26 protein-coding genes, 1 other RNA gene and 1 pseudogene are annotated in these 24596 nt (G+C 66.1%); 16 read left to right on the top strand and 12 right to left on the bottom strand.

Annotated elements, in window-relative coordinates; all coding sequences use genetic code 11:
- Positions 1-3: 3 nt before the first annotated feature.
- On the bottom strand, positions 4-405 hold the full coding sequence (locus tag T8S45_RS06670) for a hypothetical protein (protein WP_188642175.1): 402 nt from the start codon (positions 403-405) through the stop codon (positions 4-6).
- Positions 406-634: 229 nt separating this feature from the next.
- Here T8S45_RS06670 and T8S45_RS06675 point away from each other — a divergent pair, with 229 nt between their 5' ends.
- Complete coding sequence (locus T8S45_RS06675; protein ID WP_188642176.1) at positions 635-1390, top strand: SDR family NAD(P)-dependent oxidoreductase; 756 nt, start codon at positions 635-637, stop codon at positions 1388-1390.
- A 9-nt stretch (positions 1391-1399) separates the two neighbouring features.
- Here T8S45_RS06675 and folP read toward each other — a convergent pair whose 3' ends face one another.
- The 5 genes and pseudogenes from folP to T8S45_RS06700 all read right to left on the bottom strand — a co-directional run bounded on the left by folP (position 1400) and on the right by T8S45_RS06700 (position 5886).
- On the bottom strand, positions 1400-2512 hold the full coding sequence (gene folP / locus T8S45_RS06680; RefSeq protein ID WP_322295120.1) for a dihydropteroate synthase: 1113 nt from the start codon (positions 2510-2512) through the stop codon (positions 1400-1402).
- Positions 2513-2791: 279 nt separating this feature from the next.
- Positions 2792-2932 (bottom strand): annotated as a pseudogene (locus T8S45_RS06685) (site-specific DNA-methyltransferase); the annotation flags it as partial.
- A 7-nt stretch (positions 2933-2939) separates the two neighbouring features.
- Positions 2940-3353: a hypothetical protein gene (locus T8S45_RS06690; protein ID WP_322295121.1), complete on the bottom strand. Its 414-nt coding sequence runs from the start codon at positions 3351-3353 to the stop codon at positions 2940-2942.
- Positions 3354-3852: 499 nt separating this feature from the next.
- A complete protein-coding gene (locus T8S45_RS06695) occupies positions 3853-5010 on the bottom strand; it encodes a site-specific DNA-methyltransferase (RefSeq protein WP_322295122.1) in 1158 nt (385 codons plus the stop codon).
- Between the two features lie 231 nt (positions 5011-5241).
- Positions 5242-5886 carry a ribonuclease HII gene (locus tag T8S45_RS06700; protein WP_188642181.1) on the bottom strand — a complete coding sequence of 215 codons (645 nt, stop codon included), beginning with the start codon at positions 5884-5886 and terminating at the stop codon, positions 5242-5244.
- Between T8S45_RS06700 and T8S45_RS06705 the strand changes: the two genes are divergently transcribed.
- Genes T8S45_RS06705 through T8S45_RS06725 form a run of 5 tightly spaced genes read left to right on the top strand, consistent with a single transcriptional unit; the run spans position 5885 to position 9979 of the window.
- Positions 5885-7057: a PQQ-dependent sugar dehydrogenase gene (locus tag T8S45_RS06705; RefSeq protein ID WP_322295123.1), complete on the top strand. Its 1173-nt coding sequence runs from the start codon at positions 5885-5887 to the stop codon at positions 7055-7057. The two genes, T8S45_RS06700 and T8S45_RS06705, sit on opposite strands and share 2 nt — an antisense overlap.
- A gap of 43 nt (positions 7058-7100) precedes the next feature.
- Positions 7101-7613 carry a GNAT family N-acetyltransferase gene (locus tag T8S45_RS06710; protein ID WP_322295124.1) on the top strand — a complete coding sequence of 171 codons (513 nt, stop codon included), beginning with the start codon at positions 7101-7103 and terminating at the stop codon, positions 7611-7613.
- A 55-nt stretch (positions 7614-7668) separates the two neighbouring features.
- Positions 7669-8217: a DUF1285 domain-containing protein gene (locus T8S45_RS06715; RefSeq protein ID WP_188642184.1), complete on the top strand. Its 549-nt coding sequence runs from the start codon at positions 7669-7671 to the stop codon at positions 8215-8217.
- A complete protein-coding gene (locus T8S45_RS06720; protein WP_188642185.1) occupies positions 8214-8819 on the top strand; it encodes a CoA pyrophosphatase in 606 nt (201 codons plus the stop codon). Before T8S45_RS06715 ends, T8S45_RS06720 begins: the two co-directional genes overlap by 4 nt.
- The gene (locus T8S45_RS06725) at positions 8816-9979 is read left to right on the top strand and encodes a CCA tRNA nucleotidyltransferase (protein ID WP_322295125.1); all 1164 of its coding nucleotides are present in this window, start codon (positions 8816-8818) and stop codon (positions 9977-9979) included. The genes T8S45_RS06720 and T8S45_RS06725 overlap by 4 nt, the downstream gene beginning before the upstream one ends.
- Before the next feature lie 81 nt (positions 9980-10060).
- On the opposite strand, the gene T8S45_RS06730 is transcribed toward T8S45_RS06725, so the two are convergent.
- Positions 10061-12160, bottom strand: coding sequence for a malate synthase G (locus tag T8S45_RS06730; RefSeq protein WP_322295126.1), 2100 nt, complete (start codon positions 12158-12160; stop codon positions 10061-10063).
- A 150-nt stretch (positions 12161-12310) separates the two neighbouring features.
- Here T8S45_RS06730 and T8S45_RS06735 point away from each other — a divergent pair, with 150 nt between their 5' ends.
- The 4 genes from T8S45_RS06735 (at position 12311) to T8S45_RS06750 (ending at position 16199) form a co-directional block, all read left to right on the top strand.
- Positions 12311-13519, top strand: a complete 1209-nt coding sequence (locus tag T8S45_RS06735) for a hydrolase (protein ID WP_322295127.1) — start codon at positions 12311-12313, stop codon at positions 13517-13519.
- Positions 13516-14529, top strand: a complete 1014-nt coding sequence (locus T8S45_RS06740; protein ID WP_188642189.1) for an arginine N-succinyltransferase — start codon at positions 13516-13518, stop codon at positions 14527-14529. Before T8S45_RS06735 ends, T8S45_RS06740 begins: the two co-directional genes overlap by 4 nt.
- 13 nt (positions 14530-14542) lie before the next feature.
- Positions 14543-15790, top strand: a complete 1248-nt coding sequence (locus T8S45_RS06745; RefSeq protein WP_322295128.1) for an N-succinylarginine dihydrolase — start codon at positions 14543-14545, stop codon at positions 15788-15790.
- Positions 15791-15947: 157 nt separating this feature from the next.
- Entirely contained in the window at positions 15948-16199 is a 252-nt protein-coding gene (locus tag T8S45_RS06750) for a hypothetical protein (protein ID WP_322295129.1), read from the top strand.
- 403 nt (positions 16200-16602) lie between these two features.
- On the opposite strand, the gene ssrA is transcribed toward T8S45_RS06750, so the two are convergent.
- Positions 16603-16960: a transfer-messenger RNA gene (gene ssrA, locus T8S45_RS06755) on the bottom strand.
- Positions 16947-17441 (bottom strand): large conductance mechanosensitive channel protein MscL, encoded by a 495-nt coding sequence (gene mscL, locus T8S45_RS06760; RefSeq protein WP_322295130.1) that lies wholly within the window; start codon positions 17439-17441, stop codon positions 16947-16949. Before mscL ends, ssrA begins: the two co-directional genes overlap by 14 nt.
- 132 nt (positions 17442-17573) lie before the next feature.
- Here mscL and T8S45_RS06765 point away from each other — a divergent pair, with 132 nt between their 5' ends.
- The 6 genes from T8S45_RS06765 to T8S45_RS06790 are packed head-to-tail and all read left to right on the top strand — an operon-like array spanning position 17574 to position 22639.
- Positions 17574-18173: a LemA family protein gene (locus T8S45_RS06765; RefSeq protein ID WP_188642193.1), complete on the top strand. Its 600-nt coding sequence runs from the start codon at positions 17574-17576 to the stop codon at positions 18171-18173.
- 20 nt (positions 18174-18193) lie between these two features.
- Positions 18194-19012, top strand: a complete 819-nt coding sequence (locus T8S45_RS06770; RefSeq protein WP_188642194.1) for a TPM domain-containing protein — start codon at positions 18194-18196, stop codon at positions 19010-19012.
- 12 nt (positions 19013-19024) lie between these two features.
- Positions 19025-19699 carry a TPM domain-containing protein gene (locus T8S45_RS06775; protein WP_322295131.1) on the top strand — a complete coding sequence of 225 codons (675 nt, stop codon included), beginning with the start codon at positions 19025-19027 and terminating at the stop codon, positions 19697-19699.
- The gene (locus T8S45_RS06780) at positions 19696-20235 is read left to right on the top strand and encodes an NUDIX hydrolase (RefSeq protein WP_322295132.1); all 540 of its coding nucleotides are present in this window, start codon (positions 19696-19698) and stop codon (positions 20233-20235) included. The genes T8S45_RS06775 and T8S45_RS06780 overlap by 4 nt, the downstream gene beginning before the upstream one ends.
- Positions 20236-20261: 26 nt before the next feature.
- The gene (locus T8S45_RS06785; RefSeq protein ID WP_322295133.1) at positions 20262-21044 is read left to right on the top strand and encodes an SDR family oxidoreductase; all 783 of its coding nucleotides are present in this window, start codon (positions 20262-20264) and stop codon (positions 21042-21044) included.
- Complete coding sequence (locus tag T8S45_RS06790; RefSeq protein WP_322295134.1) at positions 21041-22639, top strand: fatty acid--CoA ligase; 1599 nt, start codon at positions 21041-21043, stop codon at positions 22637-22639. Before T8S45_RS06785 ends, T8S45_RS06790 begins: the two co-directional genes overlap by 4 nt.
- Positions 22640-22653: 14 nt before the next feature.
- Here the strand turns inward: T8S45_RS06790 and mmsB are convergent, their stop codons facing one another.
- From mmsB to T8S45_RS06805, 3 genes are read right to left on the bottom strand one after another with little or no spacing between them, the layout of a single operon-like run.
- Positions 22654-23520 carry a 3-hydroxyisobutyrate dehydrogenase gene (gene mmsB / locus T8S45_RS06795; RefSeq protein WP_322295135.1) on the bottom strand — a complete coding sequence of 289 codons (867 nt, stop codon included), beginning with the start codon at positions 23518-23520 and terminating at the stop codon, positions 22654-22656.
- Between the two features lie 12 nt (positions 23521-23532).
- Positions 23533-23793 (bottom strand): hypothetical protein, encoded by a 261-nt coding sequence (locus tag T8S45_RS06800; RefSeq protein WP_322295136.1) that lies wholly within the window; start codon positions 23791-23793, stop codon positions 23533-23535.
- Positions 23778-24560: an enoyl-CoA hydratase-related protein gene (locus T8S45_RS06805; RefSeq protein WP_322295137.1), complete on the bottom strand. Its 783-nt coding sequence runs from the start codon at positions 24558-24560 to the stop codon at positions 23778-23780. Before T8S45_RS06805 ends, T8S45_RS06800 begins: the two co-directional genes overlap by 16 nt.
- Positions 24561-24596 lie beyond the last annotated feature (36 nt).

The raw sequence follows: 24596 nt of genomic DNA on the forward strand, positions 1-24596 counted from the left end.
CGATCAGACCTTGATCGAGAAGCTGCCCTTCTTGCAGCCGACGATCGGCGCGCAGACCTCGCCCGTGCCCGACAGTTCGAGATTGCTGAAGTCGAAGGTGATCGTCGCCTCCGCCTTGAAGCTGTCGATGCTTCCGCCCAGCGTGATGCTCGGCTTGCTGGCATTGAGCGTGGTGTCGATGATCGTCACGCTGCCGACCGGCGTCTCGAGCACGACCTGGACATGCACGCCGTCGGCGCCGAACGACCAGTTGAGCACCAGCGAACAGCCGAACGCCGAGACGATCACGATCCGCCCGTCGGTCGCCGAGACCTGGTTGCGGAGCAGCTTCGGATCGTCGGCGTCGATCTTCTCGCCGTAGTCGATGTGCGACAGCGTGTCTTTCTCTGCCATTTGCGGTTTCATCTTGCCTCTCCTCTTCCGTGCCTCCCCGGGATGGGAAAGCGCCGGATCATCGCTCGGCCAAGCCGGGTGTGCGAGGAGAGGCTAGTCCGAGGTGGACCGACAGGGCTCTTCCGGCGACCGCCGGTTTGCGGAAGGGAACGGTTCGCCCGCGCCCCGGGACGAGGTCCAAAATGGAGCGGCTAGTCGGCGGAGATGGACAAGCCTGCGGGCGAGCCCTAGCCCAAGCGGCATGACATTCGATTTCTCGGGCAAGCACGCCCTCGTCACCGGCGCCGCCTCGGGCATCGGCGCCGCCACCGCCCGCCGCCTCGCTGCCGACGGCGTGGATACACTGCACCTCGTCGATCCGGACGGCGACGGGCTCGACGCGCTCGACCTCGCCTGCACGGTCCACCGTCACGTCGCCGACGTTTCCGACGAGGCGTTCTGGAACGAGTTCGACGCCGCAGAGCACCGGCTCGACCTCGCGCTGGCCAATGCCGGGATCGGCAGCGGCGGACAGATCGCGGATCTCGAGCTCGCCGAGTGGCGCAAGGTGATGGCGGTCAACCTCGACGGTGCGTTCCTCACCCTGCGCTCGGCGCTGCGCGCGATGAAGCTCAGGGGCGGCGGCAGCGCCGTCATCACCGCTTCGATCACCGGGGTGAAGCCGGTGCCCGGCATCGGGCCCTACGGCGTCTCGAAGGCCGGCGCGGCGCATCTCGCGCGGATCGCGGCGGCGGAGAACGCCGCGCACGGCATCCGCGTCAACGCGATCGCGCCGGGCGGGGTCGACACCGCGATCTGGGAATCCTCGCCGGACTTCCGCAAGTCGGCCGCCGAACAGGGTCGCGAGGCCACCATCGCCGCGATGGGCGCGATGAGCCCGCGCGGCCGCTTCGCCACGGCTGACGAGATCGCGGGCGAGATCGCCTTCCTACTGTCCGACCTCGCAGGCAACGTCACCGGCACGGTGCATGTGACCGACGGCGGTTACTCGCTCTAGGTCCCGCCTTCAGGTCGGCAGCTCTCCGAAGTCCGTCAGCGCGGCATCCCTCAGCCCGCGCCAGACATTGCGCGCCTGCACCGTCTCGGTGACGTCGTGGACGCGCAGCAGCTGGTAGCCTGCCTCCATCCCCTTTACCGCCAGCGCGATGCTGCCGCCGAGCCGCTCGTGCGCGGGCGCCTCGTTCGAAAGCGCGCCGATCATCCGCTTGCGGCTGGCGCCGAGCATCAGCGGGTGGCCGAGCGCGTGGAACAGCGGCAGCGCGTTGATCAGCGCGAGGTTCTCGGCCAGCGTCTTGCCGAAGCCGATGCCCGGATCGAGCAGGATGTTGCGCGCCGCGATCCCCGCCTCGAGCGCGGCGTCGCGCCGTTCCTTGAGTGCGTCGAACACGTCGAGCACGACATTGGCATAGTCGCCGCCCTCGTGCGGGTTGGGTCCGTCGCCCGGCGCGTGCATCAGGATCACCGGCACGCCGCGATCCGCGACGAAGGCGAGGCTGCGGGGATCGTGGCGCAGCGCCGAGACGTCGTTGACGACATGCGCGCCCGCCTGCAGCGCCGCCTCCATCACGCCGACCTTGCGGGTGTCGATCGAGATCGCGGCACCCATCGCGGACACAGCCTCGATAGCGGGGACGACGCGCGCGATCTCGTCGCCCTCCCACACTTCCTTGGCGCTCGGCCGCGTGCTTTCGCCGCCGATGTCGATCATCGCCGCGCCGCCCTCGCACATCGCCGCGGCCTGTTCGCGCATGGCTTCCGGGTCGTCCATGAACGCGCCGCCGTCGGAGAAGCTGTCGGGCGTGACGTTGAGGATCCCGACCACCTGCGGCTGGTCCATGCGGACGGTCCGCGCGCCCAGTTCGAGCGGCGGATGCGCAAGCGTGAGATTCGCCCACTGCGCCTCGCCCTCATCCCCGAGTTCGTCGGGAAGCGCACCGAGCACCTCGGGCATCTCCGCGACCCCGCACCGCACGCGCGACACGACCTTATCACCTTCGCGCACGATCACCGCAAAGCGGCTGGCATAGACCATCCCCCCGGCGAGCCGGATCGCCTCCCCCTCCTCGCTCTGCGGCGAACCTGCGAGCGCGATCGGGCGGATGTAGACGCTATTGCTCATGCCGCACCCAAGTGGTTGAAATCGGGCGACGTGTTACAGGTGTTACACTGTCCAGGGGAAGGAATCTTCGGGGTGTAATTCGGGGCACACATGCGCGGTTGGTAGCGTCACCGGCGGCAGTAGGACAGTGCCCTTTTCCCACCGTCATTCCCGCGCAGGCGGGAATCCGGAGCAATCCGGCACCACCCCTCGCTGGATCCCCGCCTACGCGGGGATGACGAAACAATAAGTCCCACCGTTATCCCGGGCCCCGGATCAAGTCCGGTGTGTCGAAAGGGGTCAATCCTCCGTCGCGAGCCTGTACAACTCCCGCCCCGCGTCGAGCGGCTTGATTTCGCCCGCATCCTCAAAGTGCCAGAAGGTCCAGCCGTCGCAACTGGGGGCGCCTTGCAGCTTCGCGCCCAGCGCGTGGATCGAGCCGTCGGTCTTAGCTCGCTTCGCTTAACGTAATCTCGATCCGCAAGGGACGCACCCCGGGGGCCTGGTTGCCGTATTCGATCCGGACGGGTTCACCGATCCGGAGCTTCAGCTTGGGTGCGAAGCTGACATCGCCCAGAGTCGGCGAGGTGGCGTCGATCTGCGAACGCATATCGATCATGCCCGCATCGTCGCGAGTGAAAGTCACGTCGGCGCGATAGCTGCGCCCGTCGGGCTTTGCGATATGGACGGTTGCCGTCTCGCCATCGCGGACCTGCAGTTCGGGCTGGGCGATGGTCTCGCCATTGTTGGTGAGGTCCATGCTCATCGTGTAGAGCGCGGGATCGGCCGGCGCGACATAGCCCGAGAGCGCGAGCGCCATCGGGATGGCGGACAACGCGGCGATTCTTGTAGTCACTTTCATCGCAAATCTCCCCTCAACCCTCGGTAGCGAGCCGATAGAAATCGCACGTCACGTCGAGCGTAAAAAGTCGAACCGCACATGAGGCACAACCGAAGCAAACGATTACTATTCACCGCCTTCGATACCTCACGTAAGTATCGAAATTCTCATCATATATATCAAAAAACCTGCGGCCAGATCGATTGTAAAAACGTAATTCCAGCGATCCTTTGCGCTTGGAAAGTTCACAATCCCCTTCCACGACAATCCGAACATCAGAATCAGCAAAGATTTTTCTTTTGATCGAAACGAATTCGACTTCGATATCGTGATCGTCGAAAGAAATTTGGGTATCAGATACCGTTATTTCAGGGCATGTCTCTGCCGCGTAGGTTCCGTAAAACTGTTCGAAATTCGGCTCGACCACTTTCTCACAGCTGCACAAAACCAAGCAGAATAGTATCGGGAGGGACCTAGCTCGTTCCACCATCTGCATCGAAAGTCTTGAGGGCATATACCCTCAATCTTCGGTCGCGAGCCTGTACAGTTCGCGCGCGGCATCGAGCGGCTTGATTTGGTCGCCGTCCTCGAAGTGCCAGAAGGTCCAGCCATTGCAACTGGGCGCGTCCTGGAGCTTGGCGCCGAGCGCGTGGATCGAACCGTCCTGCTTGCCGTGGGCCAAAGAACCGTCGGCGCGGACCGTGGCTTCCCACCGGCGCTTCTTGTCGAACACGACCGTGCCCGGCTTGACGAATCCCGCCTCGACCAGCGCGCCGAAGGCGACGCGGGGCGCATTGCGCTTGGCCTGCATGGTTGTGATCGCGCTTTCGTCGAGCGGGAGTTCCTTCTCGATCCGGGCGGTCGCGACGCGACGGTATTTCGCCTCGCGCTCGCAGCCGATCCATTCGCGGCCCAGGCGCTTGGCGACCGCGCCGGTGGTGCCGGTGCCGAAGAACGGGTCGAGCACGACGTCGCCCTTGTTGGTGGTGGCGAGCATGACGCGGTAAAGGAGGCTTTCGGGCTTTTGCGTCGGGTGAGCCTTGTGCCCGTTCTCCTTCAGGCGTTCCTGCCCGCCGCAGATCGGCAGGACCCAGTCGCTGCGCATCTGCAATTCGTCGTTCAATGTCTTCATCGCGCGATAGTTGAACGTGTAGCGCGATTTCTCGCCCATCCCCGCCCAGATCAGCGTCTCGTGCGCGTTGGTGAAGCGGGTGCCGCGGAAGTTCGGCATCGGGTTCGACTTGCGCCAGATGATGTCGTTGAGGATCCAGAAGCCGAGATCCTGCAGCGTCGCGCCGACGCGGAAGATGTTGTGGTAGCTGCCGATGACCCAGAGCGAGCCATTGGGCTTCAATACGCGGCGCGCCTCGGCCAGCCAGGCGCGGGTGAATTCGTCGTAGGCGCGGAAGCTGTCGAAGCGGTCCCAATCGTCGGTCACCGCATCGACATGGCTGCCGTCGGGGCGATTGAGATCGCCGCCGAGCTGGAGATTGTAGGGCGGATCGGCGAACACCATGTCGACGCTGTCGTCGGGCAGCGAACGCATCGCCTCGATGCAGTCGCCGTCCAAAATCTTACCCAACGGCAATAATTTGCGACGATCTTCTTCGGAAAGCTTGAGCTTCCGCTTCGGCTGCTTCGCGCCTGCGAGCGCCTTCGTTTCCATGACCTGGCCCATCGTCGTCCTTCCCCCTGCTGCCGGGGCAATTGGAGGCTCCGAAGGGGCCCCGTCAAGCAGCGATAAGCTCGGCCAATATGGTTAACAAAAGGTTACCGGCGACGTCATAACAGCGGCGCACAAGATGTTGAGTCGCGGGCGAATCCGACGACTCCAGATATGGGGGTGTGGCGCGTTTGACTCACCTGCGGAGCCGAACTTCAGACCGTTTCTAGCTTGGCGTCGGGGCGTTCAGAGCAGGCTCAATTGCGCCACCGGAGCGAAGCTGCGGCGGTGGTGCGGGGTCGGCCCGTGGGTGCGCAGGGCCTCGAGATGCTGGGCAGTGCCGTAGCCGGCATTGCGCTCCCAGCCGTAATGAGGATGGCACGCGGCGAGATCGCGCATCGCGGCATCGCGGTGCTCCTTGGCGAGGATCGAGGCGGCCGAGATGCACGGCTCCTTGGCATCGCCCTTCACGATCGCGCGCGCGGGCCAGCTCCAGTCCGCGGTGCGCCCGGCAGGGGTGAGGTTGCCGTCGACCAGCACTTCGGTCGGCTCGCACCCCAGCGCCTCGACCAGCCGCGCGACCGCGAGCGTCATCGCCAGCATGGTCGCACCGAAGATGTTGAGCCGGTCGATCTCCTCGACCTCGACCACGCCGAGTGCCCAGCCGCAGCGCGCGCGGATCGGTTCGGCGAGCGCGGCGCGCTTCGCGGGCGACAGCACCTTGCTGTCGGCGAGCCCGGCGGGTCGCGGCTTGCAAAGCACGCAGGCGGCGGCAACAACGGGTCCCGCCAGCGGCCCGCGGCCTGCCTCGTCGACCCCGATCACGAGGCGGCCGTCATTCTGCCCGGCACATTCGGACCCGAAACCGGGATGAGGAGTTGAAACCAGCATGACCTATCTCTCGCACGCGCTCGCACTTTCGCTATCCACCGCCATGCTGGCAAGCTGTGGCGGCTCCGCCGCCGGGGATGGCGGGACGGAATCGACCCCTGCGGCCTCGGCTCCGGCGCAGGGCGAGCCCTTCGCGATCGCCGAGATCGGCACGTTCAACGAACCGTGGGCGGCAGCCTTCGCGCCCGGCACGCCGGTGCTGTTCATCACCGAGAAGGCCGGCGCGATCGAGGCGGTCGATACGCGGACCGGGCGCATGATCACGGTCAGCGGCGCGCCGCGGGTCGACTATGGCGGCCAGGGCGGGCTCGGCGACATCGCCTTCCTGCCGTCCGAGAGCAGCGCCACGCTCGACCGGCGCACGATCTACCTGACCTGGGCCGAGGCCGGCGACGGCGACACGCGCGGCGCGGTGCTCGGGCGCGGCCAGCTGGTGTGCGAACAGGCCGATGCCTGCGCGATTCAAGGGCTGAACGTGATCTGGCGGCAGGACAAGGTGACCGGTCGCGGCCACTATTCGCACCGCATCGCCTTTTCGCCCGACGGCCGATACCTGTTCCTTGCCTCGGGCGAGCGGCAGAAGATGCAGCCGGCGCAGGACACCTCGAACAATCTCGGCTCGGTGCTGCGGCTGACGCTCGACGGCAAGGCCGCACCGGGCAATCCGATGTATGACGAGGGCGGCAGCGCGGCGCAGATCTGGAGCTGGGGCCATCGCAACATCCTCGGCTTCGAGTTCGCGCCCGACGGACAGCTTTGGGAAGTCGAGCACGGACCGCGCGGCGGCGACGAACTGAACCTCGTCAAGCGTGGCCTCAACTACGGCTGGCCGGTGGTCTCGGACGGCATCCATTACGATGGCGGCGCGATTCCCGACCATGCGACCCGGCCCGAATTCGAGGCGCCGAAGGTCGGCTGGACGCCGGTGATCGCGCCGGGCAGCATGACCTTCGTCGATGGCGACATGTTCTCGGGCTGGAACGGCGACCTGCTGATCGCGGGGCTCAAGTCGAAGGCGCTGGTCCACGTGACCTTCGACGGCGATGAGGCCAGCGAGGTCGCGCGCTACGACATGGGCACGCGGCTGCGCGAGATCGTCGAAGGTCCCGATGGCGCGCTTTGGGTGCTCGAGGACGGCGAGAACGGCAGGCTCCTCAAGCTGACGCGCTGATCCTGCTCGACTTGGCCGGTGCGCGGGCGTAACGGGCCCGGCCATGCCGTCGATCATCCCGCTCGATAGTGTCGATCCCGAACTGGTCGAGCAACTGCTCGACCGGGTGTTCGGCGACGAGCGCCATGCGCGCACCGCCTATCGCATCCGCGAGGGGCTCTCCCCCCTCCCCGGCCTCAGCTTCGCCGCGCTCGACGAGGAGGACCTGCTGGTCGCGACGCTGCAGAGCTGGCCGGTCGCGCTGACCGATCCGCAGGGGCGCGCCTGCCCGATGGTAATGGTGGGCCCGGTCGCGGTGGTGCCCGAGCGCCAGGGCGCAGGCTATGGCCGCGCGCTGTTCGCCGCGCTTGCGCAGGCGCTGGGCGACCGCGCCCCGCCGCAAGTGCTGATCGGCGACGAGCCCTATTACCGCCAGTTCGGCTATTCGGCGCGGCACACCCTCAATTGGGACACGCCCGGCCCGGTCGAGCGAGACCGGCTGCTCGTGCGCACCGACAACCCCGCCGTGCTTCCCAGCCACGGTATGCTCGGCCCGTGGCAGGCGGATTTGAATTAGCCCGATCGCGTCAGCGGGGATGACGGACCCGCGCCAATCTGCCAATCGGGCAGCGATGCCCTACACCCCTCCCCCCGATCTTGCCGGAATGTCGCTGATGGAGGTCGCGCAGGCGATGCACGATCGCGGCCTGCCGCCGCTCGACCAGTGGCAGCCCGAACATGTCGGCGACAGCGAGATGCGGATTGCGGCGGACGGACGCTGGTACCACCAGGGCGGCGAGGTGAAGCGGACCGCGATGGTGCGCGCCTTCGCCTCGCTGCTGCTGCGCGACGAGGACGGGCAGCACTGGCTCGTCACCCCGCACCAGAAACTGTCCATCGAAGTAGAGGACGCGGGTTTCATCGCGACCGACGTCAAGTGCGAGGACGGCGCGCTCGCCTTCCGGCTCAACACCGACGACCTCGTGATCGCCGGGCCCGACAACCCGCTTTCGGTCGAGGGAACGGCGGAGGAGCCCGCCGCCTATGTCGCGGTGCGCCACGGCACGCGCGCGCGGCTCGACCGTTCGACCTGGCTCCAGCTCGCCGAGATCGCCCTGGCAAATGGCGACGACCCGAGCGTCTCGAGCAACGGCGCGCGCTTTTCGCTGCTCCCCGCATGAGCCAGCTCTTCGCCCGCCTCCAGCGCCTGTTCGACGAGGGTCACGGAGTCGAACTCCCCGACCTGCTCAACGACCAGCGTTTCGCCGATCCCGATCCGCGCCCCGCCGCGGTGCTGATCCCGGTGGTCGAGCGCCCCGACAGCGAGGGCGGGCCGACCGCGATCCTGACCAAGCGGCTCGACGACATGCGCAAGCACCCCGGACAGGTCGCGTTTCCCGGCGGGCGGATCGATCCGGGCGAAGACGCGGTCGAGGCGGCGCTACGCGAAGCGCACGAGGAACTCGCGCTCGAACCTGCTCATGTCCGCGTGGTCGGCGCGACCGACCGCTACGTCACCGGGACCGGGTTCGAGATCACCCCGGTGCTCGGCGTCGTGCCGCCGGGCCTGCCACTCAAGCCCAATCCGGGCGAGGTTGAGGCGTGGTTCGAAACCCCGCTCTCGGTCCTGCTCGACCGCGCAAACTGGTCGCGCAACACGGTGTTCTGGAAAGGCGCGGACCGGACCTATTACGAGATGGAGTGGGACGGCTTCCATATCTGGGGGGTGACCGCGGCGATCATTGTCAACCTGTCGCGGCGACTGGCATGGGTCGAATCATGACCACCCTGCCCGACACCGAATGGACCACCCGCGCGGACCTGCGCGAACTCGTCGCCGCGCTGGGCGAAGGCAATGCGCGCTGGGTCGGCGGAGCGGTGCGCGACACCCTGCTTGGGCAGCCGGTCAAGGATATCGATTGCGCCACGCCATTGGAGCCGCGCGAAGTGATTGCGCGCTGCAAGGCGGCGGGGATTCGCACCGTGCCGACCGGGATCGATCACGGCACCGTCACCGCGCTGTGCGAGAACGGCAATGTCGAGATCACCACGCTGCGGCGCGACGTCTCGACCGACGGCCGCCGCGCCACCGTCGCCTTCAGCGAGAACTGGAAGGAGGACGCCGCGCGGCGCGATTTCACGATCAACGCGCTCTACGCCGAGCCCGGGAGCGGCGAGGTCTACGACTATTTCGGCGGGCTCGACGACATCGCCACACGCACCGTCCGCTTCATCGGCGATGCGCGCGAACGCATCCGCGAGGATCATCTGCGGATCCTGCGCTATTTCCGCTTCCAGGCGCGATTCGGAAGCGAACCGCCCGACGCCGAAGCGATCGCCGCCTGCGAGGAACTCGCACCGACATTGAAGGGCATCAGCCGCGAGCGGATCGCGATGGAACTGCTCCAGATCCTCGTCGCACCCGACGAGATGGATACGCTCGCGCGGATGGACGCACTCGGGGTGCTCGACGTGATCCTGCCCGAGGCCGACCTCGCACAGGCGGATGTGGTGCGGTGGGAGCGCCAGAACGAGCTCCGGCCCGAGCCGATCCGGCGTCTGGCCGGATTGCTTCCGCCCGATCCCGAGATCGCAAGCAAGGTCGCGGGACGGCTGCGCCTGTCGAACGCACAGAAGAAACGCCTCCGGCTCGCCGCCGCACGCGAACCCGCAGATGCCGACGACCCGCGCGGCCTCGCCTTCCGTTACGGCCTCGAGACGGCCAACGACCGGCTCGCGATCCTCGGTGCCAGCAATGCCGAGCTGCGCGGCTGGGAACCGCCGCAATTCCCCCTGAAGGGCGGCGAAATCGTCAAGCGCGGGGTCAAGGCCGGGCCCGACGTCGCGCGGCTGATGCAGACGGTCGAGAAGCGCTGGATCGCGGAAGGGTTCCCCGATCGGGAGCGGGTGGATGCGCTGCTGGACGAGGAACTGGAAAAATAGTCGCCATCCCCGCCCAGGCAGGGACCGAGTGAGGGGCCGTGCGAGTTTGGTCAGCATTCCCGCCTGCGCGGGAATGCCGAACTAAGCCGCCTTCGCCCGCTTCCGCCACGTGTGCAGCAGGGGCTCGGTATAGCCGTTGGGCTGCGTCGCGCCTTCGAAGATCAGCTCGCGCGCGGCCTGGAACGCCGGGCCAGCCTCGTTTCCGACCAGCGGCACGTAAGCCGGATCGCCCGCATTCTGCGCGTCGACCTTGGCCGCCATGCGCCGGAGCGCGGCATCGACCTGGTCTTTGCTGACCACGCCGTGAGCGAGCCAATTGGCGATATGCTGCGACGAGATGCGCAGCGTCGCCCGGTCCTCCATCAGGCCGACATCGTGGATGTCGGGCACTTTGGAGCATCCTACCCCCGCATCGATCCAGCGCACGACATAACCAAGGATACCCTGGGCATTGTTGTCGAGTTCGGCCTGGACTTCCGCGTCCGACCAGTTCGCCCCGTTCGCGAGCGGGATCGTCAGCAGGTCCGCCAGCGGCGGCACCGGCTCGCCCGCCAGTTCGTCCTGCCGCCGCGCGACGTCGAAGCCGTGGTAATGGATGGCATGCAGCGTCGCCGCGGTGGGCGACGGCACCCAGGCGCAATTGGCCCCAGCCTCGAGATGACCGCTCTTCTCCAGCATCATCGCCTTCATCCGGTCGGGCGCGGCCCACATGCCCTTGCCGATCTGTGCCTTCCCCTTGAACCCGCAGGCGAGCCCGATCGCGACGTTGCGGCGCTCATAGGCCTGCAGCCAGATACTGTCCTTGATCTCGGCCTTGCGCAGCATCGCACCGGCCCGCATCGAGGTGTGGATTTCGTCCCCGGTGCGATCGAGAAAGCCGGTGTTGATGAACACCACCCGATCCTTCACCGCGTGGATGCACGCGGCAAGGTTGGCCGAGGTGCGGCGCTCCTCGTCCATCACGCCGACCTTGATCGTGTGCCGTTCCAGCTCGAGCAGGTCCTCGACCGCATCGAACAGGTCGTTGGTGAAAGCGCATTCCTCGGGCCCGTGCATCTTGGGCTTCACGATGTAGATCGAGCCCTTGATCGAGTTGCGCCAGCGGACGTGGCCTTCGACGTCGAGCGCACCGATCGCAGACGTTACGACCGCATCGAGCACGCCTTCGGGCACTTCCGCGCCGTCGCGTGTGAGGACCGCATCACTCGTCATCAGGTGGCCGACATTGCGCACGAACATCAGGCTTCGGCCCTGGATCGTCACCAGCCGGCCGTTGGTCGCGCGATATTCGACATCGTCGCCGAGCTCGCGCAGCACGGTTTCGCCGCCCTTCTCGAACTCGGCGGTCAGATTTCCGCAGATCACGCCGTGCCAGTTGCGATAGGCTGCGAGCTTGTCCTCGGCATCGACCGCCGCGACCGAATCCTCGAGGTCGACGATCGTGGTCAACGCGCTTTCGAGCCGCACGTCGGCTATCCCCGCCGGATCGTTGCGTCCGACCGGGTGGTTGCGGTCAATCACCACAACGATGTGCAAGCCGTTGTGCTGGAAGACCCAGCTTCCGTCTTCCTTCCGTCCGCACAAACACGAACCGTCCTTGAGCACCGGGTCGCCGGTCAACTCGGCCCAGCTCCCGCTTTCGAGCGGCAGCGTCACGTCGAGGAATTCCTTGGCTGCGGCGATCACGGCCGCGCCGCGATCGGGATCGTAACCCTTGCTCTTGGCGGGCGGCGCATCGAGCGCATCGGTGCCGTAGAGCGCGTCGTAGAGGCTGCCCCAGCGCGCATTGGCGGCATTGAGCAGGAACCGCGCATTGAGCGCGGGTACGACCAGCTGCGGGCCCGCGCGGGTGGCGATCTCGGCATCGACTTTTTCGGTCCCGATGGTGAACGGGCCGGGCTCGCGAACGAGATAGCCGATATCCTCGAGAAACGCGCGATAGACGTGCGGATCGTGGGGCTTTCCGGCGCGTTCATTGTGCCACCGATCGATGCTGGCCTGCAGCGTCTCGCGGGTTTGCAGCAGCTGCGCGTTGCGCGGCATGAATTCCGCCAGCAGCGCGGCAAAACCCTCCCAGAACCGCTCCGTATCGCGGCCCAGCACCATCAGCACATCGTCTTCGAGAAACTTCGCCAGTGCCGCATCAACCTGCAGACCGGCACGCACAACCCTGTTGGACATCCGTCACCTTGTTTTCGTGTATTAACCAGCGACCACGAAATGCCTGGGGAGGGCAGCCGCGCTATGGAGGTCGGCAGTTACGTTGGCAAGTACAGTAAAGATGCATGGCGCGGCTTGGCGTTCCGGGCGCAGCCGACTAACAGGGCGCCCATGTCGCTGACCGATGCCGAAAAAGCCCTGCTCGACGCGCTCGACGCCTCCCCCATGCTGGACCAGGTGCAGGCCTGGAGCGCGATCAATTCGGGCACCCGCAACCTTGCCGGACTGGCCGAGCAGGCCGATGCGCTGGCCGCCGCCTTCGGCGCGCTGCCGGGCGAGATCGAACTGGTCGAACCCGCGCCCGTCACCGCGATTTCGAGCGACGGGCAGGAGGTCGCACTCGACCACGGCAAGCACCTCGTGCTGCGCGTACGCCCCGGCGCCAACCGCCGCGTGATCCTGACCGGGCACATGGATACGGTGTTTCCCGAGGATCATCCGTTCCAGGACCAGAAATGGCTCGACGACGAGACGCTCAACGGACCCGGCGTCGCGGACATGAAGGGCGGCCTCTCGATCATCCTCGCTGCGGCGAAAGCGCTCGAAACGACGCCCGAGGCAAGCGCCTTGGGCTACGATGTCCTGATCAATTCGGACGAGGAGACCGGTTCGCTGTCTTCCAGCGCGCTGATCGCCGAGCTGGCGCAGGGCAAACTCGCCGCGCTGACCTTCGAACCCGCCGCGCTGCCCGACGGAACGCTGGCGCACGAACGCGGCGGGACCGGCAATTATTCGATCACCATCACCGGCAAGTCGGCCCATGCCGGGCGCAACCCGCACGAGGGCCGAAACGCCCTGCTCGCCGCTGCCGACCTCGCGTTGCGGCTCGAGGCCATGGCGCATGACGAGATGACCGTGAACCCGGCCAAGATCGAAGGCGGCGCGGCCAACAACGTCGTCCCTGACCATGCCGTGCTGCGCTTCAACATCCGTCCCAAGAGCACGCAAGCGATGGAAAGCTTCGATACCGATCTCAACGGCGTATTGCGGGAGGTCGAAGCGGCGCGCGAAGTATCGATCCACCGCCATGGCGGCGTCACCCGCCCGCCCAAGCCGGTCGACGAACCGGCGCAGAAGCTGTTCGACCTGGTCAAGGAGTGCGGCGCGCTGCTCGGCCAGGAGATTGGCTGGAAATCGACCGGCGGGGTGTGCGACGGCAACAATATCGCCGCCTGCGGCGTCCCCGTGGTCGACACGATGGGCGTGCGCGGCGGCGCGATCCATTCGCCGGACGAATTCCTGATCGTCCCCAGCCTCGAAGAGCGCGCGAAGCTCGCCGCGCTCGTCCTTCACCGTATTGCCACCGGAGCAAAGTTTTGAGTTACGTAATACGCGCGGCCACCGCGCAGGATGTCGAAGCCATGTACGAGATGGCGAAACTGACCGGCGGCGGGTTCACCAACCTCCCGCCCGATCGCGACACGCTGCGCAAGAAGCTCGAGCGTTCTGAAGCGTGCTTCGCCAAGGAGGCCGACCGGCCCGACGACGACCTGTTCGTGCTGGTGCTCGAGGATACCGAGACCGGCGAGGTGCGCGGCACCAGCCAGCTGTTCACCGAAGTGGGCCAGCAATGGCCGTTCTATTCCTACCGGATCCAGACCCACACCCAGCACTCGCAGGAGCTCGACCGGACGTTTCGTGCCGAGATGCTGAGCCTGGTCACCGACCTCGAGGGCGCGAGCGAAGTGGGCGGCCTGTTCCTCCACCCCAGCAGCCGTGCGGGCGGGCTCGGCATGTTGCTCGCGCGCAGCCGCTATCTCTTTATCGCGATGCATCGCGACCGCTTCGGCGACAAGATTCTCGCCGAACTGCGCGGAATCATCGACGATCGCGGCGGGTCGCCGTTCTGGGACGGCCTCGCGGGCAAGTTCTTCGGCATGAGCTTCCAGGAAGCCGACGAGTTCAACGCCTTGAACGGCAACCAGTTCATCGCCGACCTCATGCCAAAGAGCCCGATCTACACCGCGATGCTGCCCGAAAGCGCGCGCGCCGTCATCGGGCTGCCGCACCCCACCGGTCGTGCAGCGATGCGCATGCTCGAGAACGAGGGCTTCGCCTACGAGGGCTATGTCGACATCTTCGACGGCGGTCCGACGGTCACCGCCCGCACCGACCAGTTGAAGACGCTGCGCGAGACGCGCCCGATGGAAATTTCGCGCTGCGATCTCGACATCGGGGACCGCGTGCTGATCGCGACCGGGCACAATGCGAACTTCCGCTGCTGCTACGGCATGATCGAACACGAGGGCGACAAGGTCGCGATCGATCACACCACCTGCCGCACCCTCGCGGTCGAGCCGGGCGACACCGCCTGGTGCGTGGCGCGGTGACGGAGAGGATCGAATGAGCCTCAGGGAAATCAATTTCGACGGGATCGTCGGTCCTTCGCACAATTATGCCGGGCTGAGCCTCGGCAATATCGCGAGTGCGAGCCACAAGGGCGATCCGTCCTATCCGCGCGCCGCGGCGCTGCAGGGCGTCGCCAAGATGCGGCACAATCTCGGCCTCGGGCTGGCGCAGGGTTTCCTGCTTCCGCTGCCCCGGCCCAACCGCGCCTTTCTCGAGGCGATCGCGCCCGACGAAGACACCCCGCCGGCGCTGGTCGCGGCGGCATGGTCCGCCTCCTCGATGTGGACCGCCAATGCGGCGACGGTCTCGCCCGCGCCCGATACGCGCGACGGCAAGTGCCACCTGACCCCCGCCAACCTCGTCACCATGCCGCACCGCGCGCAGGAATGGCAGGACACAAAGGCCCAGCTCGACCTGGCCTTCGGCGGCGACGGCTTCGTCGTCCACGACGCGGTGATGCCGAGCTTCGGCGACGAAGGCGCGGCCAACCACATGCGCTTCTGCGAAGGCCACGACGCCCCCGGAGTCGAAGTGTTCGTCTGGGGCCGGCAAGGCGGTCGCTTCCCCGCGCGCCAGCACGAACAGGCGAGCCGCATCGTCGCGCGCAGCCACGGGCTCGACCCGGCGCGCGCGGTCTTCATCGAACAGAACCCCGAGGCGATCGCCGCGGGCGCGTTTCACAACGACGTCGTCTCGGTCGCCAACGAACGCGTGCTGTTTACCCACGAGCGCGCCTTTGCCGACCAGGCGGGCGCCTACGACGCGATCCGCGCCGCCTTCCCCGCGCTGCAGGTGGTCGAAGTGCCCGAAGCCTCGGTGAGCCTCGAGGAAGCGATCCGCACCTATCTGTTCAATGCGCAGCTCGTCTCGCTGCCCGAGGGCGGGATGGCGCTGGTGGTGCCGAGCGAATGCCGCGAGAGCGAAAGCGTGTGGTCGTGGGTCGAGACCATGCTCGGCTCGAACGGGCCGATCCGGCAGGTGCTGCCGGTCGATGTCCGCCAATCGATGGCCAATGGCGGTGGCCCCGCCTGCCTGCGCCTGCGCGTGGTGGCCGACCCGGATGCGGTCGATTCGCGCTTCATGGTCGACGAGGCCAAGGCCGAACGGATCGAACAGGTGGTGGCGCAAACCTGGCCCGAGCAGATCGATCCCGCCGATATCGGCAGCGATGGCCTCGCCCGCAGCGTGATCGACGCCCGGCGCGCGCTGCTCGATGCGCTGGAACTCTCCGAACTGGCCTGACCGTCTGCGCTGCGGCTGCTCGATTTCGGGACGGATTCGACAAAGCCGCTTCTGTCGGGCAACTTTACGGTTATCGGATCGTTAAGCACGCAAGCCACGCGATTCCGCACGTGGCACGCTGCTTGCTCATCCGGCAGGCAAAGGAGTTCGGCCACCCATGTTCCGAAAAATCGGACGCCTGTTCACGATCAAGACCAAGTTCGAGGCATACGTCATCATCTATGCCCTCGCGCTCGGCGCGATCGAACGCGGCACGGCCTATCTCGACCAGTATCCGGGCATCGGCGGCTGGCTCCTGCTGCTTGCCTGCACCGGCGCGGTGTTCCTCGGCGGCGCGAAGATCCTCGATTGCGTGACGCGCGAACAGGCGGAGCGAAAGACGCTCGAGGCGGCTGGCGGCAAGGCGTAGCGTTCGGTCTCGGCTGGGCGTGGTGGAGCTAGGTCGCTGGTTCGGTTGCGCCTGAGCTTAGGAGCGTAGGCTCCAAGAGGCTCGAGTCATTTGTTTGGGACCCTCAAACGCCGGGCGCGGGCCATCCGGCCCGCTTGGCTTCGGCCTAACGGCCGGCGCACGGTCTTGCGCGTGCGCGCTACCGCGCGCAAATTCAGGACGGATATCGATAACGGGCACCAAGTTGAATCGACCAAGGCGGACGCCCGAGGCCGACCAGGCCGAGGCAAGGGCGACTGCCCGCCCGCAGCGGCCTCGTAGCGAAGCGGAGAGAAAAGCCGCGAGGATGCACCCGCGGATGCGGGTGCGTAACCGATAAGAAAAATGAAGTGGAGCGTTTCTGTTGCCAGGTACGCTCCGGACCCCTGTATCCGTTCTGTTGACCGGTCGGACCGACCGCGCTTTTGGCTTTGTAAATTCAGGCCGTTAGGCCGTCACATTACGCAGCGAGAGCAAGTGCTTCGTTATCGTTGGCACTTATTGGTTTTGAGCCTTTAACGGGTTACTCAGCCCGGACGAAAACAGCGCCTTTCAACACGCGTCGATCCTGGTTCGGCCCCGTCAATGCGCCCGCCCACTTGCTCGGTGGAGGCAGACGCAATGGTGGAGCCGCCGGGTACTGCCCCCGGGTCCGCCGTGCCTATTGCACGCCGCAGTTTATCGTCATAGCCCGCCGAAACGAGCAGGCCCTATATAGGCGCGCGGAGATTAATGTGAAGTGGGCGGAGGCGCGCTCGCCTCGTCTTTCTTCAATTCGGCCAGAATCTTCTTCAGCACGTCGAGCTGCGGGTCGGTCGGCACGTCGGGGCTCTTCGCACTGTCCTCGGTCTGTCGGGCGAGCTCCTGCATCTCGTCCATCGCCCGGTTCACGCCCCTAACCAACATGAATACGGCGAATGCGATCAGCAGGAAATTGATCACCTGCGTGATCAGGTCGCCATACCCAATCATCTGCACGCCGGCCTCCCTAAGCTCGGCGTAATTGGTCAGCGAGCCATCATAGCCTTCGGGAATCGGACCTAGCCGGACGAACTTGTTCGAGAAATCGATATCGCCGAACAGCCAGCCGATCAGCGGCATGATGATCCCCTCGGCGAGCGAGGTCGTGATCTTGCCGAACGCCGCCCCGATGACCACGCCCACCGCGAGGTCGATCACATTGCCGCGCGCGATGAATTTCTTGAATTCCTTCCCCAAGCCCATGCTCTATCCTTTCTTGTCTGAGGGACATCGTTTGACACGCGCCGCACGAGGCCACAAGCGAGGTGCAAAGCTTGAAAGCGCGCCTAGCCGTGCTATCTAGGTAAGACAGTCGTTCTTAGGGGAGTTTGCCGCATGTCCTGGAAGTCCTTCCGCTTTGCCCTCATCGCTGCAGGTGCCGCCATGCTGGCGTCCTGCGGCATCAACTCGGTGCCGACCAAGGAAGAGGCCGCCAAGGCCGCCTGGGCCAATGTCGAAAGCGCCTACCAGCGCCGTGCCGACCTGATCCCCAACCTCGTCTCGACCGTGCGCGGCGCCGCCGCGGCAGAGGAAGACACGCTGACCGGCGTGATCGAGGCCCGTTCGCGCGCCACATCGATCCAGCTCAGCGCCGACGATCTCGACGACCCGGCCAAGTTCCAGCAGTTCGAAGCCGCGCAGGGCGAGCTCGGCAGTGCATTGAGCCGCCTGATGGTTACCGTCGAGCGCTATCCCGAGTTGCAGAGCCAGCAGCGTTTCGGCGACCTGATGGTCGCGCTCGAGGGCAGCGAAAACCGCATCGAGACCGCGCGCGTCCGCTACAACGAGGCGGTGCAGGACTATAACACCACGATCCGCACCTTCCCCGACATCGTCGGCGCGAAGGTGATCCACGGTGCCGAGCCGATGCAGACCTTCAGCGCCAAGCCGGGTGCCGACGAAGCGCCCACGGTCGACTTCGGTAACGAGGGCTGATCCTGCTTCAGCTAAACGTCATGTCGCGTGTCCTCGCCGCCTTCGCGCTGGTGTTCGCGCTTATCGCGAGCCCGGCGCTGGCGCAGGACTATCCGGCCCCGCCGGACGGTCCGATCCTCGACGCCGCCGATCTTATCCCCGCGGATCAGGAGGCGGCGCTCGATCGGCGCCTGCGCGACTACAACGAACAGACCGGCCGTGCGGTGATCGTCGCGACGGTACCCTCGATGGACGGTGCCGACATCGACAATTACTCGCGCGGGCTGGCGGAGTTCTGGAATATCGGCGGGGCCACGACCGAGGAAGGCGTGCTCGTTTTCGTCGCGCGCGACGACCGCAAGATGGCGATCAAGACCGCACGCGGGCTCGACGACCGGCTGACCGACATCAGCGCCGGACGGATCATCCGCAACACCATGCGCCCCGCCTTCCGCGCGGGCGATTTCGGCGGCGGGATCACGCAGGCGGTGGACGAGATCATCGAGCGGCTCGACCTGTCGCCCGCCGATGCCCGAGCGATCGCCGAAGCCGAAGCCGCCGCCGAGACGCAACGCGCCGAGGAAGGTGGCTTCCCGATCGGCACGATCATCTGGTTCGTCTTCATCTTTTTGTTCTTCATCCTGCCGATGTTCTCGCGCGGGCGCGGCCGCCGCTATCGCCGCGGCGGCGTCGGCAGCGTGGTCGGCGACATCATTCTGTGGGAAGCCGGCAAGGCGGTCGCGCGCGGCCTGTCAGACAGCGGCTCGTCCGGTTGGGGCGGTAGCGGGGGCGGTGGCTTCGGCGGGTTCGGCGGCGGTGGCGGCGGCTTCGGCGGCGGCGGCGCCTCAGGTGGCTGGTAAGCGGGGCTGTAGATGAAATATCTGAACGCAGAAGATCATGCGAAGGTGAGCGAGGCGGTCGCCGCGGCAGAGCTGACCACCAGCGGCGAAATCGTCACCGTGCTGGCCGATCGCTCGGACGGTTATACCGACGTGATCCTCGTCTGGGCGGCGGTGATCGCCTTTACCGCGATGAGCATCTTTGCCGTCGTGCCCGACGCACTGCTCGACACGATCGACTGGTTCCGCGGCGGCTGGACGCACGACTGGACCTTCGGCGAGGTGATCGCCTGGCTGACAGGCCTCGGCGTGGTCCTCTTCCTCGCGATCTGGGGATTGTTCAGCTGGGAACGCCTGACCTACGCGCTGATCCCCGGCCCGGTGAAGACCAAGCGCGTGCACCACCGCGCGATCGAACATTTCAAGGTCGGCGCCGAACGCCGCACCCATGGCCGCACCGGAGTGCTGCTCTATCTCTCGATGAAGGAACACCGCGCCGAGATCGTCGCCGACCAGCCGATTGCCGAGATCGTTTCGGCCGAGGTCTGGGGCGAGGCGATGGAGGACATGTTGATGCATATCCGCGAAGGCCATATCGCCGACGGCCTCGCTGCCGGTGTACGCGATGTCGGCAAGGTGCTGTCCGAAAACTTTCCCCGCGCAGAAGACGACCAGAACGAGCTGCCCGACCGGTTGATCGAGGTGTGAGCGGTACCGACGCCGACTGTCCCGAGGAAACCGTCTGGGCCGGCGATTACATCACCGCGAAGAAACGCGGGCGATGGGAATATGTCGGTCGCGCGCGCGGCATCCGCGCGGCGGTGATCGTCGCGGTGGAGGACGGGCACGTCCTGCTGGTCGAGCAGTACCGCGTGCCGCTCGGCAGAAGCTGCATCGAATATCCCGCGGGGCTGATCGGCGACGACGACGGCCGGGAGGACGAGGACCCGCTCAAGGCCGCCGGGCGTGAGCTCGAGGAAGAGACCGGCTATCGCGCGGACACCCTCGAGGACTGCGGCGAATTCTATTCCTCGCCTGGCATGGTCTCCGAAAGCTTCACGCTGGTGAAGGCGACCGGCCTCACCAAGGTCGGAGAAGGCGGCGGCACCGACAGCGAGGACATCACCGTCCACCGCGTCCCGCTCGAGCGAATCGAGGATTTCATCGCCGCGAAGCGCGCCGAAGGAATGGGTATCGACTCGCGCATCACACTCCTGTTAAGCGAGCGATTAACAAGGGGCTGAAGCTCCGGGCCACAACGGGAGAGCGCATGGCCGGTCGTGTCGAAGGAAAACTCGCCCTCGTAACCGGCGGCGCGCAGGGCCTCGGCGCCGCGACCGGCCGCCGCCTGGTCGAAGAAGGCGCGCGGATCGTGCTGTCCGATCTCAACGAGCAAGGCGCGCAGGATACTGCCGCCGCGATCTGCGCCGAACATGGCGAGGACAAGGCCTACGCGATCGGCCACGACGTCGCCGATCCCGACGACTGGGACCGCGTGATCGACTTCGTAAAGGACAAGCTGGGCGGGCTGTCTGTGCTCGTCAACAATGCCGGGATCGGCATTCGCGGCGATATCGAAACCTGCACGCTGGAAGACTGGCGGCGCGGCTTCGCGGTCAATGTCGACAGCATCTTTCTCGGCTGCCAGCGCGCCCTCCCCCTGATGGCCGACCACCAGCCCGGCTCGATCGTCAACATCTCCTCGATCGCGGGCCTGATCGCGAGCGAGACGATGCCTGCCTACAATGCCAGCAAGGCGGCGGTGTGGATGCTGTCCAAGTCGATCGCGCTGCACTGCGCCAAGAAGGGTTGGAACATCCGCTGCAACTCGGTCCACCCGACCTTCGTCGACACCCCGATCCTCGACGGCATCGTGCGCAATACCGGGCGCGAGAAGGCCGTGATCATGGACAAGCTCGCGCGGCAGATCCCGCTCGGCCGGGTGGGCGAGCCCGACGACATCGCCAACGGCGTGCTCTACCTCGCGAGCGACGAGAGCAAATTCATGACCGGGGCGGAATTGAAGCTCGACGGGGGGATATCGGCGCAATGAATGATTGGCGGATGCCCGACCCGGCTTCCTTCCGCACCCTCGCGGACCTCGCCATTTTCAACCAGCGCGATTTTCTCGATCGCATCGCCTTCCATTGCGACGGCACCGACCTGACCTTCGACCAATTCGCGCGCCACACCGCGCAGGTCGCCAATGGCTTGCGCGATATCGGCATTGGCGCGGACGAGCGCGTAGCCTTTCTCGGTCGCAACACGATCGAATTCTACGAGACGGTGATCGGCGCCGCGCGCGCCGGGGCGGTGGTCACTCCGATCAACTGGCGGCTGGCCCCGCCAGAGATCGAGTGGATCCTGCGCGATTGCGCCGCGCGCGTGCTGTTCGTCGACGCCGCCTATGTCGAGGTCGCGGCGGAACTGCGCGGCAGCCTGCCCGGCCTCGAATTCATCATCTGCATGCAGGACTGCGGCGAGGCCTTCGTCTGCTACGACGACTGGCGCGAAGAGCAATCGGACAGCGAACCGGGTGTCACCCGTGCGCCCGACGATGCCGCGCTGCAGCTCTACACCTCGGGCACGACCGGCTTTCCCAAAGGCGTCGTGCTCTCGAGCAAGGCGCTGCTGCGCGCCGATTTCGACTATTCGCCCGAAAAGATGGACCTGTGGGACATCTGGGACGAGGACGACGTACTGCTGCTCGCCATGCCCAATTTCCATATCGGCGGGATCGCCTCGGGCATCCGCGGATTGAAGGGCGCGATCAAGAGCGCGATGATCCGCGAATTCGAACCCGGAGCCGCGCTCGATGCGATCGAGCGGCACCGCGTCACCAAGACCTTCCTCGTCCCCGCCGCGATTCACGTGATGCTCGCGCACCCCAAGGCGCAGGAGACCGATTTCTCGAGCCTGAGGCTGGTCGGCTACGGTGCCTCGCCGATCCCGCTCGACCTGCTGCGCGCGGCGCTCAAGGTGTTCGGCTGCGATTTCGCGCAGGTTTACGGCCTGACCGAGACCACCGGCACGATCTGCGCGCTGATGCCCGAGGATCACTCGGTCGAAGGCAACGAGCGGATGCGCGGCATCGGCCAGCCGATCAACGGGGTCGAGATGAAGGTGATCGACGCGGACGGGAACGAGGTCGAAACGCGCGGGATCGGCGAGATCGCCATCCGCTCGACCGCCAACCTCACCGAGTACTGGAACCGCCCCGATGCCACCGCCGAGGCGGTCGATGCCGAGGGCTGGTTCCGCACCGGCGACGCCGGTTATGTCGACGAGGACGGCTATTATTACCTGTTCGACCGGATCAAGGACATGATCGTGACCGGGGGCGAGAACGTCTACCCGGCCGAGGTCGAGAACGCCGTGTTCGGCTGCGAGGGCGTGGCCGACGTGGCGGTGTTCGGCGTACCGGATGAAAAATGGGGCGAGGCGGTGAAGGCCTGCGTGGTGCGCAAGCCCGGATCGGATGTGAGCGAGGCCGATATCATCGCCCATGCCCGCGAACGAATCGCGGGCTTCAAATGCCCCAAATCGGTCGATTTCCTCGACGCACTACCCCGCAACCCTTCCGGCAAGGTGCTGCGCCGCGAACTCCGCGCGCCCTATTGGGAAGGGCAGGACCGCCAGATCAGCTAGCGGCCCCTTCCCCCCTAGAGCGAGCGACCGATTGCCGAGAAATCGAGCGAGCCGTGCTCGTCGGCGAATTTCTCGTACAGTTCCTTGGCGTGCTGGCCGAGCGGCGTGCCCGCATCGGCGGTCTGCGCCGCTTCCATCGCCAGCTTCAAATCCTTGAGCATCAGCGCGGTCGCGAAGCCGCCCTTGTACTCGTTGTCGGCGGGGCTCTTGGGGCCGACACCGGGGACCGGGCAATAGGAAGTCATCGACCAGCACTGGCCCGAGCTGACCGAGGAAATGTCGTAGAAGGTCTGCGGGTCGAGGCCGAGCTTCTCGGCCATCCCGAAGGCCTCGCAGGTGCCGATCATCTGGATCGCGAGCAGCATGTTGTTGCAGATCTTGGCCGCCTGGCCGTTGCCCGCATCGCCGGCATGGATCACCGCCTTGCCCATCGCCTCGAGGATGGGCTTGGCGCGATCGAATGCCTTGTCGGTGCCGCCGACCATGAAGGTCAGCGTGCCGCCCGCTGCAGCCGCAATCCCGCCCGAGACCGGCGCATCGACCATGTCGTAGCCCGCCTCTTCGGCAGCCGAGATGACCTCGCGCGCGGTGGCGACGTCGATCGTCGAGCAATCGAGCAGCACCGCGCCGTCGGGCGCGTGGCCGATAACGTCGTTCTCATAGACCGATTTCACGATTTGCCCGTTGGGCAGCATCGAGACCACCGCCTCGACACCCTCGACCGCATCCTTGGCGGCGGTGAAGGTGTCGCAGCCGCTATCCTTGGCGGATTTGAGCGCGTCCTCGGACAGGTCGAAGGCGCGCACCTCGTGCCCCGCCTTGACCAGGTTCGCGGCCATACCGCCGCCCATGTTGCCGAGGCCGATGAATGCGATTTTCATGTCTCTCTCCAGTCACACGAATAGAATTGCAAAGCCCAGGACGATCATTGCCGGGCCGAATAGAAGCATCAGGACCGGTTGGACATATGCCATGATCCGGTCCCAGCGATTGAGCGGCAGCGGCTCATCCTCTCCGCCGATTTTCAGGGTCGCAGCTTCGATCAGGGTGATGCGCTCTTCGCGGCGATGACGCCAGCCGTCGATGCCGCGCCAGACGAACAGGGCACCGAATACAAGAAGGCCGAAGCCTTTCGTAATTACTTCCCCTTCCATTCGCCTTCGCGCTTCTCGATGAAGGCCTTCATGCCCTCGACCTTGTCTTCGGTCGCGGTGAGGATCTGGAACAGGCGGCGCTCGTGGAGCACGCCCTGGTCGAGGAAGGTCTCGTAGGCGGCGTTGACCATTTCCTTGTTCACCTTGGCCGCCATCGGGGGCATGCCGGCGATCGCCGTGGCGGTCTTAACCGCGTCCTCGACGAGGTCGTCATGCGGCACCACGCGCGCGACGAGCCCGCTGCGTTCGGCTTCCTCGGCGTCCATCATCCGGCCGGTGAGGCACATTTCCATCGCCTTGGCCTTGCCGACCGCGCGAGTCAGGCGCTGCGAACCGCCCATGCCCGGCGCGACGCCGAGCTTGATCTCGGGCTGGCCGAACTTGGCCTTGTCGCTGGCGAGGATGAAGTCCGCCATCATCGCGAGCTCGCACCCGCCGCCCAACGCGAAGCCGTTGACCGCGGCGATCCACGGCTTGCGCGTCGCCTTGACGAGATGGCTGGTCCAGCGGGCGAAGAAATCCTCGTTGTAGAAATCCGCCGCCGGCTTGTCGGCCATCTCCTTGATGTCCGCGCCTGCGGCAAAGGCCTTTTCGCCCGCGCCGGTGAGCACGAGGCAGCCCTGGCTGTCGTCGGCCTCGAACGCGGCGAATGCCTCGACGAGGTCCTCGAGGACCTGAGAATTGAGCGCGTTCAAAGCCTTGGGGCGATTGAGCGTGACCAGCGTGACATTGTCGCGCTGTTCGACGGTGATGGTTTCGTAGGACATGGTCTCTCCAAACTCGTCATTCCCGCGCAGGCGGGA

The sequence above is a fragment of the Pseudoblastomonas marina genome (assembly GCF_034374265.1).
GTDB classification, from domain to species: Bacteria; Pseudomonadota; Alphaproteobacteria; order Sphingomonadales; family Sphingomonadaceae; genus Alteriqipengyuania_A; species Alteriqipengyuania_A marina.